Genomic DNA, 16,258 nt, shown 5'->3' on the forward strand with positions numbered 1-16,258 from the left:
CATTACGTTAGACGGAATTTACGCTGAGCTTAGTGCTTAAGGTTCTGTCTATGTATGCCCTAATGAATAGAATAGTGTCTGATTTAAATAAACGTTTGCCAGTTTCTTTGGTTCTACATCAGCAACAAATAACAACAAAGAATATTAGTTTGAGTGGGGCTAATGGGCAGGTATGGGTATCTCCATGTCAGGGCGGTTACGATATTTCGATTAGCGGAATTTCGCTCGAAAATGATATGACGGCAAGGTTAACATCTTATTTTGGTCGCAATCCGGATGGCTACAAACAAAGAAATGCAACTCGAGGTTTTGAACGCCAGCCTTTTTGGCGCACAAGTAATTTTCTAAACGTCGAAGTCGTTTGTGAAATGTATGCCAAGACTACTCAATAGTAAATTAATGTTGAAAAGGATTTGCTTCATTTCAAGCTTGCATACTTACGTAGGTTTCTGAACATTGGAGATAATATGGAAATAAAACAGCTTTCAGCGACGGAGGTACTTCCGGTTAGGCATCAAGTGCTTTGGCCTGATAAACCGATGTCGTTTTGTATGGTGCCAGATGACGAACAAGCAACGCATTACGGCGCGTTTGTTGGTGAGCAGTTGGTTTGTGTCGCGTCTATCTATATCCAAGGCAATGAAGCGAGGCTGAGAAAGTTTGCCACGCTGCCTGAATTCCAAGGGCAGGGAATCGGTTCAAACGTGATTGATCATGCCATCTCTAACCTCAAAGAATCAAACATCCAATATTTTTGGTGCGATGCGCGCACAACGGCTTTAGGTTTTTATCAAAAGTTTGGGATGGCTGTAGAAGGCTCTGAATTTGAAAAATCGGGTGTTGCGTATTACAAAATGTCGGTTCATTGGGAGTAACGCTTCTCTTTCGTTAGGTTAACCCTCCGCACCGCTAAATCATCAACTTAAGTTAAGGAAGCTCATCGTGGAAGAAATCAAAGGCATTCTGCAATTCATGGTCGAGATTGAACAATTAAAGGATGTTCATCGACAGACAAAACCGGTTGGATTGGATCGATATGAAAACTCCGCTGAGCACAGTTGGCACGTCTGTTTGAGCGCACTCATGTTGAAAGACTATGCCAATGAAGAAATCGATATTACGCGAGTAATGAAGATGCTGCTGATTCATGATCTTGGGGAAATCGATGCCGGAGACACCATCATTTATGCCAGTGAAACCGAAGAAAACAAGCTCAAAGAGAGAAACTGCGTCGAGCGGTTGCTGAAATCATTGCCGAGCCATTCAACAAGCGAGTATTTGGATTTATGGCTTGAGTTCGAAGCCGGTGAGTCACCAGAAGCTAGATTTTGTAAGGCGATCGATAGAGTGCCGCCTTTGCTTCATAACATCCATGGTGGTGGTCACAGCTGGAAGAAGCACAACATATCCAAAGACAAAGTACTGACCTTCAATGGCGAGCGTATTTCTAAAGGCAGTCGTGCCTTATGGAAAGAGCTAGAAGTGCAACTTGAAGGTGCTGCGGAAAAAGGGTTATTAAAGTAAAAGTTAATTTCATACCTTAGCGTAAGAATAGCTTTAGCTTTTCAATGAGGGAGAACTCGATGGTAACTGATTCAAGATGCATGGCACTTACCTTGTGTCTCATTTCTTTCTAATAAAACTCTAGTGGACAACAATAAGTTCGAGAACCGAGTGATAAGTTGTTAGTATGTATAAAATTTATAAATATCAGTTGGCTTATATAAATGCTTGATAATAAGTATATTAAACACCCTTATCACTGTGAGCAGTGCGACGCACTTACCCCGCACCTTGCTGTTAGCGCTTCCGATGCTGAATCTAAAGCGGACGCTGAATCTGAAAAGAAACAATGGAAGTTAGGCGTGTTGATGGAGTACCTGGTGACGTTATTGTTTAGAGGTGACCATAATGTTCCCGGTTTTTATGTAGACAGTGATTACGAATACCAATGTGAGAAATGTGGGACTAAGTCTTGGCACTGATTGGGTATGAACATTTGATGTAAATCTCATGACAATAATAAATATGAGTCAGAAATTACAAGGGACTGTATGGAAATCATATCCGAAATCGAAGTGTCCAAAAAGCAACATCAAGCCATTACCGCTCTGAGAAATAGCTCTTTCCCCGATCATCAGGTAGAGCGTTCTTATTATAAACAACTCCCTCATATGCGAGCTCTGCAATACCGTGAAGAACGACTCGTCGGCTACCTTGGTCTTGATTACCGTATGGTCAGTGTTGGTGACAGTGCTTACAAAGTATTAGGTGTTATTGATTTTTGTGTTGCTGAGAATGTCCGAGGGCAAAGTGTTGGTAAATCTATGCTGTGTGAATTGGATGAGTATGCAAAGAATAGGGATGTCGATTTCATTATTTTGATATCAGATCTTCATGATTTCTATTCCTCACAAGGGTATATCCAAATTACTAGTACTAACTCTTGGTTAAGACTTCATGAGCACCTTAGTTATGGCGTCGCTGTTGAAGAAATTGATGACCTATATGTAAAACCATTGAACGGAAAACGATGGCCTTTAGGGGATATTGATTGGCTTGGCTATATGTATTAGCTCTCTTGTTTTAAGTTACTCCATGAGTTAACGATGTGAATAAACTTTAGGTAAACTGATGATAATAAGACGCATTAGAAAAGTGATCCTCTCTGCAAACTGAGAATGGAATCGCGTCTATACTGACATGGGTTACGTCGCTGAATTTGGAAGTGGCGCTATGAATGTAAGTTTGATTAGGTTAAATCTCAGAGGTGACGATGAAAAAATTACTACCACTATGCGCCATTTTACTCTCGGCATCATTTTCAGCTGCGGCTTCTGATGGTTTGATTAAATACCAAAGTAATTATTCAGTGAAAGAGACCGCTGACCGCTTTGAAGAAATCGCCAAGAGCAAAGGTTTGACCTTGTTTGCGAGAATCGACCATCAGAAAAACGCGAGTAAGGTCGATCTTGAATTGAGACCAACGGAAGTCATCATCTTTGGTAACCCGAAAGTAGGGACACCATTAATGCAATGTGCTCAAGAAGTCGCGATAGATTTACCGCAGAAGGTGTTAGTCACTGAGGATTCTAATAAGAAAGTATGGTTGTCTTACAACGATCCTAATTACTTGGTAGAGCGTCACGCGATCAATGGCTGTGACGAGGTCGTTAAGAAAGTATCGGGTGTACTAAGCAAGTTATCAGAAGCGACAGTGGCGAAAAAGAAAGCAAAATAACCAAGATCAATAAGCACTCATTAAGACTATTAATGGGTGCGATATGACGATGATATCGCCCATTAGTCATTGTGTTGACAACTAAGCAACAGTATATAAAAGTAGTTTTATGAAACTGAATTTAGCGCAATCTAACCAACGAATTATCATCATTCCATAGGAATGGTGGGATTGTTGATGCGCTTTGTTTATCGAACCCACCCGTAAGGTGGGTTTTTTGTCGCTGTCTTATGGGTTTTATCTGAATAGAGGAAGTCATATGAAAAAGATCGCGGTTTTTGGCAAGCCTGGGAGTGGAAAATCCACAATCAGCAAGGCGTTAGCACTAGCTACAGGGATAGAGCTTCACCAGTTAGATTCTATTGTTTATAAGGCCAACGGAGAGTTTGTTGAACGTGAAGTATTCGAGCAGGCTCATGAGAGCATACTTAAGTCAGAAAGCTGGATCATCGATGGTTTTGGCCCTCTAGGCTCGTTCAACACACGTTTAGATGCAGCTGATACCTTGGTTTATATCGACCTTCCTTATTCAATTAGCTACTGGTTTGTAACCAAGCGAATGCTCAAAGGTCTATTCGTTAAACCTGAAGGCTGGCCTGATGGAAGTTCAGTTATAAAAGGCACGATACAAAGTTATAAGACACTAAAACTGTGTCCTAAATTTTGGAATGACGACTTTAAAGCGCAGTTAGAATTGCGTGCTAAAGAGCAAGAGGTTTACATCATCAGAAGCGTGACTGAATTGAATAACTTTGTTCATCAACACGTCACTTAACAGTCGAGAGCTTACCTTTCTTTGAAACGCTTTAATTTGCTCATAACTTCATGAAAATATATAGATTTAACTCAACATGTGGCATATTTGCCATGTGTTGAATTTGTGCTTTGAATTAAGGCTATAGATATTATGTATGGAAGTGAGAAGACGAGAGCGTTCTGCTGTAACTGTAAGGAACTTACACTGCATAGGTACACGATGTTCAGTAGCCAAGTGCAAAAGGCACCACAAGCTGAAGATAAAGAACCGAGCTTACTCCAACGAATTTTATCGGAGCTTCTATCTTTTGGTGTTACAGGTTCGGGCGCGACAGGTGATTACAAATGTACCCAATGTGGAACATATCTGAATACACCAGACAACCTCGACTGAGTTTGTGAGTTTGGCTTAGGCAAATAAAAACGGGAAGACCTCAATGATCTTCCCGTTAGGTATTACTTAACTCATCGTGCTATTGGCAGTTTGAGTGAGAAGCCTTATGCACAACACTTCTTGTATTTCTTACCGCTACCGCAAGAACATGGGTCGTTACGGTTAGGGGTCTTTTCAAACGTCATCGTTTTTGGCTTGTTCAGTAGAGTATCAAGCTCGATGGTGTTCTCTTCTTTGTCTGCGTCGACTGTAACAGTAACGAAGATAGTATTTTCAGCGGCTAGTGCTTCAACTTCTGCTTTGCGCGCTTCAGTTTGAACCATTACTGCGATTGGAGATTCTTCAGTACCCGCTTTCACATCGCGGTTTACGTTGTAGCCAGCAAGAACGTGGTTCTGTCTTGTTTCGATACGGCCTTTGAAAAATAGTTTCGACATTGGGTACTCATTAAAAATGTTGAATGGCGCTATTTTTAACGGCGATAGCGCAATGGAGCGGGGATTATACGCATATATTGCAATTGATAAAGCAGTGATGTGAGCAAAGATTGTTGGTTTTTGTTTGCCAGCAATTATTTGTTTTATAGCTTTGTTCTAATTAGACTAATTTTGAAACTCAAGACAATAAGATTTCCCTTAACAGGCCTTCAAGTGATAAATTGAAATCGTCAATTTAAACAACGAGATACCCCATGAAGTTAGATGCCATCCTGTGGGATTACGATGGAACCTTAGTGAATTCAGTTCCAAAGAATATCGCAATTACTAAAGATATTATCTCTGTGGTCGCGCCACACTTATCAGGTGAGAACTTACCTAAATATTTGCTTAGCGAAGCGCTTTATCATGAAGCCAACCACGGGGCTAAAAACTGGCAAGCCTTATATATCGACTATTACGGCTTATCACACGATGAAATGTTGATCGCTGGTGGAATGTGGGCAGAGCATCAAGAGAAAAACCAAACAGCCGTCGCCTTGTTTGAAGGAATGGAAACCGTGGTTAATCAGTTTGCTCATCTTCCTCATGGGATCTGCTCTCAAAACTCTCAATTGAATATTCGTGGTGTGCTCGACAGTTATGGCATCGGCGATTTGTTTAAATCGGTAGTGGGTTATGACGATGTTTCGAACGGCAACCAAAAACCCCATCCATTTGGTGGTGTGAAATGTGTCGAGAACATATTTGGCGCCGATCCGACTAACGAGCTTTGTTTGATGTACATCGGTGACCATGAAGCGGACACACAGTTTGCTCGCAATATTGAAGCCGCGCTGGGTAAAAACGCAAAAGTGATTGCCGTTGCAGCAGGTTATAGCCGATCGAAACCTGAAAATTGGCAAACCAAGCCCGATTACATTGCTAACAGTGTCGATGATCTTTTAACGATCATTAGCAAGTACGCATAACGAAGCAGACATTTAAAAATCACCACACCTGAATGACTTTAAGGAAGAATAATGACACCAAAACAAGTGGTATTAGGTTTTTGGGATGCAATGCGCAGTAATGATTTTGCCAAGGCAAGCGAATGGCTAGCCGCAGATTTTGAAGGCTATTGGCCTCAGTCGTCTGAATTGACGGTAGGCCGCCACAACTTCACGGCAATCAACTCTGAATATCCAGCCAATGGTGTTTGGGAGTTCACGCTCAATTCGATTGTCTGTGAAGGTGATACGGTAGTAACGGACATTTCAGTTACTGACAGTGTGCTGAAAGACCGAGTGATCACCTTTCACACGGTTGTTGATGGTTTAATTCAAAAGCAAACTGAGTTTTGGCCAGAACCATTCGAAGCGCCGGCGTGGCGATCGCAGTGGGTTCAGATCGTATCGAACAATTAGTTTGTATCGATACGATCAGTTTGTCACGAACAACTAGGTCGTATCGAATAATCAGGTTGCACAGAATAAGTAAACATTAGGAGGTTTCATTGAGCAAGGTAGTGGTTGTAACCGGCGGAAGCCGAGGCATTGGCGCAGCGACGTCTAAATTGTTGGCCAGTCAAGGCTATGCTGTATGCGTTAACTTCATACACAATGAGTCGCGAGCTGAAGATCTAGTGAATGAGATTCGCGAACAAGGCGGAACCGCGATTAGTGTGCGTGCGGATGTGTCTGTTGAATCGGACGTGAAATCCTTATTCGAGATTGCTCGTAACAAGCTAGGTCCAGTGACTCACTTGGTTAATAATGCCGGGATCTTGTTTACCCAGTCACCATTGGTTGATATTGAATTGGATCGCTTTGAAAAGGTGATGAAATCCAACGTATCAAGCTGCTTTCTGTGCAGTAAAGCCTTTATCAAACAAGCCGATGGCGCGGGTTCGATTGTGAATGTATCGTCTGCCGCTTCTCGTACTGGCGCACCGTTTGAGTATGTGGATTACGCAGCATCGAAAGGTGCGATGGATTCACTCACCAAAGGCTTATCGCTTGAATTAGCTTCACGCAATATTCGAGTGAATGGCGTAAGGCCAGGTTGTATTTATACTGAGATGCATGCAGACGGCGGAGAGCCAGATCGCGTAGACAGACTAGCTTCGCAGTTACCGTTACAACGAGGTGGCACACCAGAAGAAGTCGCGAACTCTATCGCGTGGTTATTATCAGACGAAGCTTCGTATGTCACCGGCTCGTTTATTGATATTGCAGGCGGTCGATAGGGCACGTTTGCCTTTACACTAATATAAACAAGTTACAACCATCAACACGCAACAAAAGTACCTAACTAAAAGAACGAAACTAAGAGTACAACCATGAAAAACTATTTTGAAAGCCCGTTTGTTGGAAAGTCACTCAAAGAACAAGTGACCAACCCGAACATCATCGTGGGCGAGCACAGCTATTACTCGGGTTACTACCATAACCACAGCTTTGATGACTGTGCGCGTTACCTATTACCGGATAGAACCGACATCGATAAGCTGATCATTGGCAGCTACTGCTCGATTGGTTCTGGCGCCGTGTTTATGATGGCGGGCAACCAAGGCCACCAAAACCAGTGGGTGAGTACCTTCCCGTTTTTCTATCAAGACGATGAGAAGTTTGAAGGTGCGATAGACGGCTTTGAACGCTCTGGTGATACCGTGATTGGTAACGATGTGTGGATTGGTACAGAAGCCATGATCATGAGTGGTGTTAAGGTTGGTGACGGAGCCATCATCGCAAGTCGAGCGGTTGTGACTAAAGATGTCGCGCCATACTCGATTGTCGGTTCAAACCCAGCACGCCATATCCGTTATCGTTTCAATGAGACTGAAATCGCTCAGTTGCTAGAAATGAAATGGTGGGAATGGAGCGAAGAACAAATCAAAGGCGCAATGTCGCTAATGTGTTCTTCAGACATTGGTGGTTTGTACCATTATTGGAAAGGATTCTTGAAGCCTTAAATTGTCGTTCACAGATGAAATGTGAATGGTGAGAACGAGATTAAATTTAACAAATTACTCAATAATCTGATTATGGCAATGCGATTGTGATACGAGTAACTTATTGATTGTAAAGATATTGAATAGTATGGCATGTCGCATTAGCGTGGTGGATGAATTGGAAGGGTATTATGATTAGTTGCAACGATTACGATTATATTGAGATTGTGTGTATGCACCGATACCCAATCAAATTAACGCTGAAATCTGGCGAGCAGATTGAATGTGTCGGATTAGATACTCAACGCAATGATAGCCGTGAAGAGTGCATTAAGGTCAGTATTCAAGGTGTAGAACAACTTGTCGTACTCACAGACCTTTCCACACTAGAAGTTTGTGTCGACAACCCTCATTTTCAGCAGATTTCATTCAAAACGTCATAGGCTTTCAAATGAATAACACCATAGAACAATGCTATTGCACCGCATGCCGAGAAGATACACAGCACGTTGTGGTGTTGGTCAGAAAGACGAGTGCGTTTGCAGAGAAACCTAACCAAAAGCGAAGCGAGTTTTGGGCAGGCATGATAAAAGGTTGGTTTCTTGGCCCATTTATCGCATCTATGGACGAATTTTCTCGTCACCTTGTCTGTGAAAAGTGTGGGCATAAAGAGATACAAGATTAGTCGTGTTATTTTACAAAACATTGGATTCAATATAGTTAGATCGTCAATTGGCTTAGGAATAAAACGAATGAAAGTAGAAACGATTGAAGCCGTAAAGGCGTATGGTTTTTCAGTAAGAACCACTAATACCGATGAGATGGACCCAGCCAAAGCCAAGATAGGGCAATTGTGGCAGGGCTTTTTTGACCAAGCATTTCCGAAATTAACACCGGATTCAAAAGTGTATGGCGTTTACACTAACTACGAGTCTGACTTTACGGGCGAATTTGATGTTATCGCGTGTACTAATGCACTTACGGATCAGAATGTTGATACGCTTGTAGAAACCGAAATACAAGCAGGTAAATACTTAACGTTTTCTGCTGAAGGTGAATTACCACAAGCTGTGATCGACCTATGGGGTGAAGTGTGGGCGTATTTCAGCGCTGCTGACTGCCCACATGTGAGAACTTACACGACAGATTTTGAACTATACAAAGGTGAAACTGAAGTCGAGATTTCGATAGCGATTCAGTGATCAGGTTAAAATGAACAAAAGGCTTAGCTTAGACTGTGTTTGCCAGTTAAGAGACAGTAGTTACCGGTAAAGAGACAACGGAATCCCAGATAAGCCTTTGAATATCTGTTCTTTACAAAGAAGATACAGTGTCACGTAACTACTTTAATACCTAGGAATTATCTATTCCAGAATTCCCCTAGATCACCCTAGATACCCTTAAGTCACCCAAAATTCTCTTAAGTTATCCAAAAAGACAATCTTGCTTGGTTTCATTCCACAAAGGGTATTGCTTCATGACTTGGGTGTAGAGCTTACTTTCAAGGTGCGCTCTTAACCAACGTCCTACGTTTTGATATTCCGATTTCACAAACCACTTCTTTTCGACTCGCACAAACTGACTGACGAAAGGCATCACCGCAAAATCGGCCAAGCTTGGGCTTTCTCCAAAAAAGTAGGGCTGATCGGTAAGTCGCACTTCTAACTGCTTAATGAAGGTTTCGCAGGCTTGTCGGCGTTGTTCAACATCGATGTTTCGGTAACGAACCGATGCACGATACCTTTCTAAGTGACCAATAAATTCTTCATCGTTGGTTTTAATGAGCTGCTGAACTTGTTCGCTAAGCGTTGGATTGCTTGAACGCAGAAGATCTTGAGGATCGTTTTGTTGAAGTGACCAGTTCATCACATCCAAGCTCTGTTCAATGACTTGTCCATTGGGTAACACCAATACAGGCACTGTTCCTTTTGGCGAACTGGCCAATAGTTCGCTAGGCTTGTCTTTGGTAACGATTTCTCGAAGTAACACTTTTTGCTGTGATAGTGCGATGCCCATTCGTCCGCGCATTGCATAAGGGCAACGGCGTAAAGAATAAAGGATAGGTAGATCGGATTCGTTCGGCATTATTGAGGTCATTTAGTTTGAAAAGTGTTGTACGGTGGTAAAGAGATCGTGATGTGGGTAGAATACGCGGCTTAAAAATTATAAGTAAGTGAGCGACTTCAAAAATGAGCAGAAAAATTGAGTTATTAGCCCCAGGTGGCGATGTAGAAGCGATAAAAGCCGCCATCGTAGCGGGTGCTAATGCAGTTTATTGTGGTTTAGACACATTCAACGCTCGTAACAGAGCCTCTAACCTGTCGTTAGACGAATTGAATGGTGTGATTCGCCTTGCTCATGAATACGGCTGTGAAGTGTTCCTGACTCTTAACGTTGTGCTACTGGAGCACGAGACTAAGAGCATCACCAAACTGCTGAACCAGCTTGTGAACACCAAAGTGGACGGCATCATTGTTCAAGACTTGGGTTTATTCAACCTGGTTAAGAAGCATTTCCCATCGTTAGACGTTCACGCGTCGACTCAGTTAACTACGCACAACGAAGGTCAGATTAAGTTCTTGTCTAAGATTGGCGCGACGCGCGTTAACTTGTCTCGTGAGTTGAACCTGCCTGAAATCAAGATGCTGACGGAAGTGGCACACGATCACGACGTATTAACCGAAGTGTTCGTACACGGCGCTCTGTGTATCGCATTCTCTGGTCAATGTTACTCAAGCTCAGTAAGTGTGGGTAACTCAGGTAACCGTGGTCGTTGTAGCCAAGCGTGTCGTGATGAGTACGAAATCACCAACGCGGGCAACAAGTTCCCACTTAACCTGAAAGATAACTCAGCTTACTACGACCTACCTGAATTGGTTGATGCGAAAGTCGACTCATTGAAAGTAGAAGGCCGTATTAAAGGCGCACACTACGTTTACACTGTGGTAGACACATGGCGTAAACAGATTGATAGCTTTGTAGAAAGTGGTTTGTTGATCGAAGACGATTCGAACCTACACAAAGTATTCAACCGTGATTTCACCAACTCTTTCCTAAAGGGCAACCTAACGAAAGACATGTTCATCGATAACCCGCGCGACAACAGCATGAACTACGCTGTTGAAAAAGCGACGGAGCAGAACAACGAAATCTCAGTTGTACAGATTCAAGAAGTGACCAACGAACTTCACCAAGCGAAAGACGTTCTTGGTAACGAAATGCGTGACAAGATCGAGTTCCTTGATATTCGTAAGACACCAGTAGCACTGTCGTTCAGCGCAAAAGTGGGTCAACCATTTACGGTGACTGTGAACACGCCAAAAGAGAACTTTACTCTTCAATCTAAATCGCTATTGAAAGCGGTTGAAGAGAAGGCGATTACTCAAGAGCTACTTGAGAAGCGCTTCAAAAACGTGAAGAGTGCAGTTCACACGCTAGAAAGCCACGACTTCAGTGAAGTGGATGCAGGCTTGTTGATTCCTCTAAAAGAAGTTTCAGACCTAAAAGACGAGATCGACTTCATTCTGAACGGCTCTGTGGAAGTGATTAAGCACGTTGAAGTGCCAGCACTGCCTCAGCACCCTAAAGTGAACGAGAAGCCGACTATGTCGATGCTTATCGCCGATGTAGAAGACTTACACCTGTGTGACGTGACTGACGCGGATGTTTACTTCAAACTTCCAGAAAGCTTCAAGAAGCGTTGTAACAAGTACATCGACATCTTGGCAGCAAACCCACGTTTGATTCCTTGGTTCCCAGCGGTATTGATCGGTAAAGATTACGACGAAGCGGTTCGTATTCTTGAAGAGATCAAGCCAGCTCGCATCGTAACCAACAACACGGGTATTGCTTACAAAGCTTACGAGATGGGTATTGAGTGGGTTGCAGGCCCGTTCATGAACACGACCAACTCTCACGCACTGGTTACTCTGAAAGAAGAGCTGAACTGTGCAGGCGCATTCATTTCGAACGAGATCAACAAAGGTCAGATTCGTCATATTCGTCGCCCAGAGAACTTCAAACTGTTCTACAGCATTTACCACCCAATCTTGATGATGACCAGCCGTCAGTGTTTCTTCCAAAGAACCGTGGGTTGTAACAAGCCAAGCATCGAAGCAGGTTGTATGTTGAAGTGTGAGAAAGCGACCACGATTACCAACGTGAAAGGCATCTCTTTTGCGGTTGATAAACAGAAGGGTGGCTACCCAAGCATTTACAACCACGAGCAGTTCTTGAACCACGACGCAGTAACTGACTTCTCTGGTCTGTTCGACGAGTTCTTCATTGACCTAACCAACATCGGTGCAGGTTCTAAAGAAGTGAAAGATAAAGTTGAGCTTATCAAGCATTTCGAAGCGCTACTGAACGGCGTTGAAGGTTCACAACAGAACCTAGAGCAGATGGTTGAAGTTCGAACTAATGCTCAGTACGTGCAAGGTCTATAGCGTACAAGGTTTATAGGGTTCAATGTCTATGGGCTGTAAGGCTTATAGCTTCTAACGCAAAGAGCGTTCAAGGTTTATAACGCTCAACCGCTTATAAGCACTCAGCACCAATAAACAAAAGGCCACTCAATCGAGTGGCCTTTTTAATGTCTGAAACTTTCTGAGTCTTTCTCAATCAGCGAATACGTTATTCCGTCACTGTTTCTTGTTTGAAGCATGGGCTCTTCAACGTGTTCATCTTTTCGATTTCATTGGTTAAGCGCAGCGAGAGCAGGGCTTTCTGGTTCGAAGCAAAATCAAACATCACGATAGTCGCAGTGCCAACGGTCGTCAGTTTCTGTTGAGCCTTACTGACAATCGCGTATTCCATGGTGAATCGGTCATTTTGAATATCGGTAACACGTGAGCCGACCATCAAGGTATCTGGATACGTGACTGGGCGGAAATACTTACAGTAAGTGTCACCAAGAACAGGACCAACTTTGGTAATCGCCATCTCTTCCATCAGCTCGACGTGCTTGAAAAAATCTAAGCGAGCGGTTTCGAAATAGCGAAAATATACAGCGTTGTTAACGTGATTGAGTGCGTCCATTTCTCCCCAAGCGACAGGGATTTCTGTTACTACCGGGTAGTCAGATAATAGTGCTTCCATGCGAACTCTCTTATTGTTATGTAGGGGTAAGTTGTTATTGGAATAAAAACCCTACCGCTAAATTAACAAAACTGCAACACGCGTGATTTAAGTTTTTGAAGCTTGAAACCACACAATGTCAGTGACTTAGTTGCACATCCACTCAATGGTTACGCACTAAGGTGTTTGAATTGCAGCTCAACCAAGCGTTGGTACAATTCGCAGCTATTGATGAGAGACTGGTGGTCGCCGATGTCTACTAGTTGTCCTTTATCGAGCACCGCAATTTGGTCGGCGTGTTTAATTGTTGATAATCGATGGGCGATAATGATCGTCGTTCTGCCACGCATTAACTCTTCTAACGCTTGTTGTACGTGATGCTCACTTTCACTGTCTAGTGCGCTGGTTGCTTCATCCAACAATAGAATATTTGGATCTTTCAAGATGGCACGTGCGATAGCAATACGTTGTCTCTGCCCACCAGAAAGCCTTACACCACGTTCACCAAGAAAGCTGTTGTAGCCATCAGGTAGGTTTTGAATGAACTCGTGTGCGTGCGCTTTCTTCGCCGCTTCGATCACTTGCTCGTCTGTTGCCTGCGGGTTGCCGTAGCGAATGTTATGGAACACATCGTTACTGAACAGAGCAGGTTGTTGCGGTACCAATGCCATCTGCTTTCTTAGCTCGTTAGGATCAAACTGATTCAGTTCAACACCGCCTAAGGTGACCTTACCCACTTGTGGGTCGTAGAAACGTTGCAGCAGTTCGAACAGGGTAGTTTTACCTGCGCCAGACGGGCCAACCAGTGCCAACACTTTGCCTTCATGGGCAGTAAGCGTGAGGTTGCTTGTTGCGGGTTGGTCCGGTCTTGATGGATAACAGAAGGTCACATCATTAAATGCAACTTCTGGCGTTACGTTAGCAAGCGAAGTTGGATTCGCAACTGGCGCAACAATATGGCTTTCAACTTGTAGGATCTCGATTAATCGCTCGGTCGCACCTGCCGCGCGTTGCAGTTCACCCATCACTTCAGAAATCGTACCTAACGATGAAGCAACCATAATTGCGTAGAACACAAACGCCGCTAAGTCACCAGCCGACATAGTGCCGTTGATAACATCACTGCCGCCAACCCAAAGCATGCCTGCAATAGCACTAAATACAATCACGATAACGCCAGAAATAAGAATCGCGCGCTGTTTTACACGCTGGCGACCAATCTCATACGCCTTTTCCACTTCTACCGCGAATGATGCTTTCTCTTGCTCTTCTCGGCTGTAGCTTTGCACCGTTTTAATGTGCTCAATTGCCTCACCTGCGTAAGAACCCACATCAGACATGGAATCTTGGCTTTGGCGAGATAGGGCTCTTACACGGCGCCCATAAACAAGGATCGGAATCAAGATAAATGGCACCGAGGCCAATACAATCAACGTCAGCTTAATATTGGTCGCAAACAGCATGATGATTGCACCAATACACATCAACGCGCTGCGCATCGCCATCGAGAACGATGAACCTATGATGCTTTGAAGCAGAGTAGTATCCGTGGTGATTCGCGACATGATGTCGCCACTGCCATTGGTTTCGAAGTAACTCGGATGCAGCGTCACGACATGATTGAAAACCGATAAGCGAATGTCTGCACTCACGCGTTCCCCAACAGAAGAAACCAAGTAGAAGCGGAAGAAAGTACCAATCGAAATCAACACGACCACCACCATGATGAATTGAATCGCGCTGCCTAAGTCTGACAACGATTGTTGGCTGAAGCCTTGGTCGATAAGAAGACGAATACCGTGTCCGACTGAAAGGGTTAAGCTCGCTGTGAAGATCAACGCGATCAACGCAGCAATAACACGACCTTTATAAGGCTGAATGAATTTACTCAGCTCAAACAAAATACTGAGGCTTTTTTTCTCAGGTTTGGGGTCTGGCGCTTGTTGAGTCGATCGCTGAGTCTGTCGCTGGTTCGAGTCGAGCGTAGAAGAGACATCGTTTTGCATATGACTGCCTTAATGTGTTGTCGCTTTAAAAATAGATGGCTTGTTGCTTGTTGCTTGTTGCTTATGGCTAATTGCTTTATGACTTATTGCCTGTACTGCGCGTTGTTCGCTGGGCAGTAATTGTTGTTGAGAATCGAACCCATTAAAGCATTTATTGCGCTGTGACGCTCCTTAGGAAACTCAATTTCCAATATTTCATCAACACTAAGTGAATAATTCGAAACGACCTTAAAGGAAAACTAAGCATTTTGATCCAGTCAGTTGGATAGGAAACCAAGCTATTTAACCCTAATTTTTATGCAAGTAAATTAGCGTTGATAGGAGAGTGCACACATAAACAAGCAACCGTGCAATGATTTATAAATTGATAGCAAAACGTTTGCTATTTATCTCGATATTAGCTTTATCAATGACTTGTAAGTTTTGGTTGTAAGACCAGTTATAGCGACTGTTTTTTGTGGAATATTTGTTACAAAAATTCAACAAAGTAGTTTTTTATACATTTTTCTTGCATAAAACCTCGGATTGAATAGAATAACCAACAAATGACAATTAATGCAGTATTGTGGCATGAGTATTCAAGTAAAGAGCATCAACAAATCATACGGTGATACCCAAGTTCTTCACGACATCAGTTTCGACTGTGAGAGTGGCGAAACCTTGGTATTGCTTGGCCCAAGCGGCGCGGGCAAGAGTTCATTACTGCGTGTATTGAACCTGCTTGAAATCGCAGACAACGGCGAATTAGACATTGCGAATGAGCAATTCGATTTTTCAAGCCAAATCCAAGAGAAGCAGGGGCTTAAACTTCGTCGTAAAGTCGGCATGGTGTTCCAGCAATACAACTTATGGCCACACATGACGGTGATGGAAAACTTGATTGAAGCACCAACCAAAGTGGCGGGTTTGGATAAGCAAGAAGCGATTAAGCAAGCGCAAGAAGTCCTAAAGACACTTCAACTTGCCGACAAAGCAGACGCTTGGCCACTTCAACTGTCTGGCGGTCAACAACAGCGTGTTGCGATTGCACGTGCGCTGATGATGAAACCGGATGTGTTGTTGTTTGATGAACCAACAGCGGCGCTTGATCCTGAGATCACCAACCAAGTCGTGAGCATTATTAAAGAATTGAGCGGAACGGGCATTACCCAAGTGGTCGTGACGCATGAAGTCGATTTCGCGAAGAAGATTGCTAGCCACGTTCTGTACCTAGAGAAAGGGTACATCGTTGAACACGGCACCAGCGATTCATTCGTTAATCCGCAGACACCTGAGTTTGCCGAGTATCTGACTCATTAAGTAAGTCACTTATTAAAAGAAAGTTGACTCACTAGATCTAGCTAAACACAACATCAATTAAAACAATCAAATTATAAGAATGGCCACAGGCCGCTATTACACAGTATTCGGAGTAAC

General features: G+C 43.3%; 21 protein-coding genes. 17 read left to right on the forward strand and 4 right to left on the reverse strand.

Annotated features, from left to right (window positions below; genetic code table 11):
- Positions 1 to 74: 74 nt before the first annotated feature.
- From ACED41_RS17165 to ACED41_RS17200, 8 genes are all read left to right on the forward strand, one after another.
- The gene (locus ACED41_RS17165; RefSeq protein ID WP_371725328.1) at positions 75 to 392 is read left to right on the forward strand and encodes a histidine kinase; all 318 of its coding nucleotides are present in this window, start codon (positions 75 to 77) and stop codon (positions 390 to 392) included.
- 75 nt (positions 393 to 467) lie between these two features.
- Entirely contained in the window at positions 468 to 875 is a 408-nt protein-coding gene (locus ACED41_RS17170; protein ID WP_102333302.1) for a GNAT family N-acetyltransferase, read from the forward strand.
- Positions 876 to 942: 67 nt separating this feature from the next.
- The gene (locus tag ACED41_RS17175; protein WP_017063928.1) at positions 943 to 1,524 is read left to right on the forward strand and encodes an HD domain-containing protein; all 582 of its coding nucleotides are present in this window, start codon (positions 943 to 945) and stop codon (positions 1,522 to 1,524) included.
- 203 nt (positions 1,525 to 1,727) lie between these two features.
- Positions 1,728 to 1,985 (forward strand): hypothetical protein, encoded by a 258-nt coding sequence (locus ACED41_RS17180; RefSeq protein ID WP_017066541.1) that lies wholly within the window; start codon positions 1,728 to 1,730, stop codon positions 1,983 to 1,985.
- A 69-nt stretch (positions 1,986 to 2,054) separates the two neighbouring features.
- Positions 2,055 to 2,576, forward strand: a complete 522-nt coding sequence (locus ACED41_RS17185; protein ID WP_371725329.1) for a GNAT family N-acetyltransferase — start codon at positions 2,055 to 2,057, stop codon at positions 2,574 to 2,576.
- A gap of 200 nt (positions 2,577 to 2,776) precedes the next feature.
- Complete coding sequence (locus tag ACED41_RS17190; protein WP_017066540.1) at positions 2,777 to 3,241, forward strand: DUF302 domain-containing protein; 465 nt, start codon at positions 2,777 to 2,779, stop codon at positions 3,239 to 3,241.
- Between the two features lie 259 nt (positions 3,242 to 3,500).
- Positions 3,501 to 4,016 (forward strand): adenylate kinase, encoded by a 516-nt coding sequence (locus ACED41_RS17195; RefSeq protein WP_371725330.1) that lies wholly within the window; start codon positions 3,501 to 3,503, stop codon positions 4,014 to 4,016.
- 132 nt (positions 4,017 to 4,148) lie between these two features.
- Positions 4,149 to 4,391 carry a hypothetical protein gene (locus ACED41_RS17200; protein WP_029222243.1) on the forward strand — a complete coding sequence of 81 codons (243 nt, stop codon included), beginning with the start codon at positions 4,149 to 4,151 and terminating at the stop codon, positions 4,389 to 4,391.
- Between the two features lie 104 nt (positions 4,392 to 4,495).
- On the opposite strand, the gene ACED41_RS17205 is transcribed toward ACED41_RS17200, so the two are convergent.
- On the reverse strand, positions 4,496 to 4,828 hold the full coding sequence (locus tag ACED41_RS17205) for a PBPRA1643 family SWIM/SEC-C metal-binding motif protein (protein WP_017068336.1): 333 nt from the start codon (positions 4,826 to 4,828) through the stop codon (positions 4,496 to 4,498).
- 254 nt (positions 4,829 to 5,082) lie between these two features.
- Here ACED41_RS17205 and ACED41_RS17210 point away from each other — a divergent pair, with 254 nt between their 5' ends.
- The 7 genes from ACED41_RS17210 to ACED41_RS17240 all read left to right on the forward strand — a co-directional run bounded on the left by ACED41_RS17210 (position 5,083) and on the right by ACED41_RS17240 (position 8,962).
- Entirely contained in the window at positions 5,083 to 5,799 is a 717-nt protein-coding gene (locus ACED41_RS17210; RefSeq protein ID WP_371725331.1) for an HAD family hydrolase, read from the forward strand.
- A gap of 51 nt (positions 5,800 to 5,850) precedes the next feature.
- Positions 5,851 to 6,234: a nuclear transport factor 2 family protein gene (locus ACED41_RS17215; RefSeq protein WP_102428711.1), complete on the forward strand. Its 384-nt coding sequence runs from the start codon at positions 5,851 to 5,853 to the stop codon at positions 6,232 to 6,234.
- Between the two features lie 89 nt (positions 6,235 to 6,323).
- Positions 6,324 to 7,055: a glucose 1-dehydrogenase gene (locus ACED41_RS17220; RefSeq protein WP_017066537.1), complete on the forward strand. Its 732-nt coding sequence runs from the start codon at positions 6,324 to 6,326 to the stop codon at positions 7,053 to 7,055.
- 93 nt (positions 7,056 to 7,148) lie between these two features.
- Entirely contained in the window at positions 7,149 to 7,781 is a 633-nt protein-coding gene (gene catB, locus ACED41_RS17225) for a type B chloramphenicol O-acetyltransferase (protein ID WP_017063920.1), read from the forward strand.
- A gap of 170 nt (positions 7,782 to 7,951) precedes the next feature.
- On the forward strand, positions 7,952 to 8,203 hold the full coding sequence (locus ACED41_RS17230; RefSeq protein ID WP_004733849.1) for a Rho-binding antiterminator: 252 nt from the start codon (positions 7,952 to 7,954) through the stop codon (positions 8,201 to 8,203).
- 8 nt (positions 8,204 to 8,211) lie between these two features.
- A complete protein-coding gene (locus ACED41_RS17235) occupies positions 8,212 to 8,445 on the forward strand; it encodes a hypothetical protein (protein WP_017066535.1) in 234 nt (77 codons plus the stop codon).
- Between the two features lie 67 nt (positions 8,446 to 8,512).
- On the forward strand, positions 8,513 to 8,962 hold the full coding sequence (locus ACED41_RS17240; protein ID WP_371725332.1) for a GyrI-like domain-containing protein: 450 nt from the start codon (positions 8,513 to 8,515) through the stop codon (positions 8,960 to 8,962).
- Positions 8,963 to 9,185: 223 nt separating this feature from the next.
- Here the strand turns inward: ACED41_RS17240 and ACED41_RS17245 are convergent, their stop codons facing one another.
- A complete protein-coding gene (locus ACED41_RS17245) occupies positions 9,186 to 9,776 on the reverse strand; it encodes a glutathione S-transferase (protein WP_017061817.1) in 591 nt (196 codons plus the stop codon).
- Positions 9,777 to 9,949: 173 nt separating this feature from the next.
- Between ACED41_RS17245 and ACED41_RS17250 the strand changes: the two genes are divergently transcribed.
- Complete coding sequence (locus tag ACED41_RS17250) at positions 9,950 to 12,205, forward strand: peptidase U32 family protein (protein ID WP_017063916.1); 2,256 nt, start codon at positions 9,950 to 9,952, stop codon at positions 12,203 to 12,205.
- Positions 12,206 to 12,392: 187 nt separating this feature from the next.
- Here ACED41_RS17250 and ACED41_RS17255 read toward each other — a convergent pair whose 3' ends face one another.
- Entirely contained in the window at positions 12,393 to 12,857 is a 465-nt protein-coding gene (locus ACED41_RS17255; RefSeq protein ID WP_371725333.1) for an acyl-CoA thioesterase, read from the reverse strand.
- A 149-nt stretch (positions 12,858 to 13,006) separates the two neighbouring features.
- Entirely contained in the window at positions 13,007 to 14,842 is a 1,836-nt protein-coding gene (locus ACED41_RS17260; RefSeq protein WP_371725334.1) for an ABC transporter ATP-binding protein/permease, read from the reverse strand.
- A gap of 570 nt (positions 14,843 to 15,412) precedes the next feature.
- On the opposite strand from ACED41_RS17260, the gene artP reads away from it, so the two are divergent.
- A complete protein-coding gene (gene artP / locus ACED41_RS17265; RefSeq protein ID WP_032545343.1) occupies positions 15,413 to 16,141 on the forward strand; it encodes an arginine ABC transporter ATP-binding protein ArtP in 729 nt (242 codons plus the stop codon).
- Positions 16,142 to 16,258: the final 117 nt, after the last annotated feature.

Origin of the sequence: Vibrio sp. 1F255, assembly GCF_041439145.1 — a bacterium.
Classification (GTDB): domain Bacteria; phylum Pseudomonadota; class Gammaproteobacteria; order Enterobacterales; family Vibrionaceae; genus Vibrio; species Vibrio crassostreae_C.